The sequence below is a fragment of the Dellaglioa sp. CoH-56-MRSF-13 genome (genome assembly GCF_056782095.1).
This window is the reverse complement of record NZ_JBXAYC010000179.1, coordinates 1-263: the sequence shown is the minus strand read 5'-3', so window position 1 is coordinate 263 and position 263 is coordinate 1. Positions and strand designations below refer to the sequence as shown.

At 59.7% G+C, this 263-nt stretch carries 1 protein-coding gene; it reads right to left on the bottom strand.

All coding sequences use genetic code 11. The annotated features are described in order from the left end of the window. On the bottom strand, positions 1-263 hold a 263-nt coding region (locus AC1RP1_RS08370), incomplete at both ends, for a RodZ domain-containing protein (RefSeq protein WP_481762784.1).

Sequence of the window (263 nt, the reverse complement as noted above, 5' to 3'; positions counted from 1 at the left end):
ACTGGATCTGCACCGCGGCCGGCGCGCCAATTTTAAGTTTATAAGGCGCCTGACCGGTTAGGTTTAAATTACCATCTTTACGCTGCATACCGCTAAACAGCTTCTTACCCGTGGCGTCAGTGACTTCGAGCCAGCAGTCAGCGGTAAAATTCATCACCAGCGCGTTCGGATCGGCAGCAGGCGCCGCTACGCCAGCCTGACTGGTCGGCAGCGCGGACGGCGTCTCCGTTGCCGCTGGCGCGGCAGATGTCGCAGCCGTATCG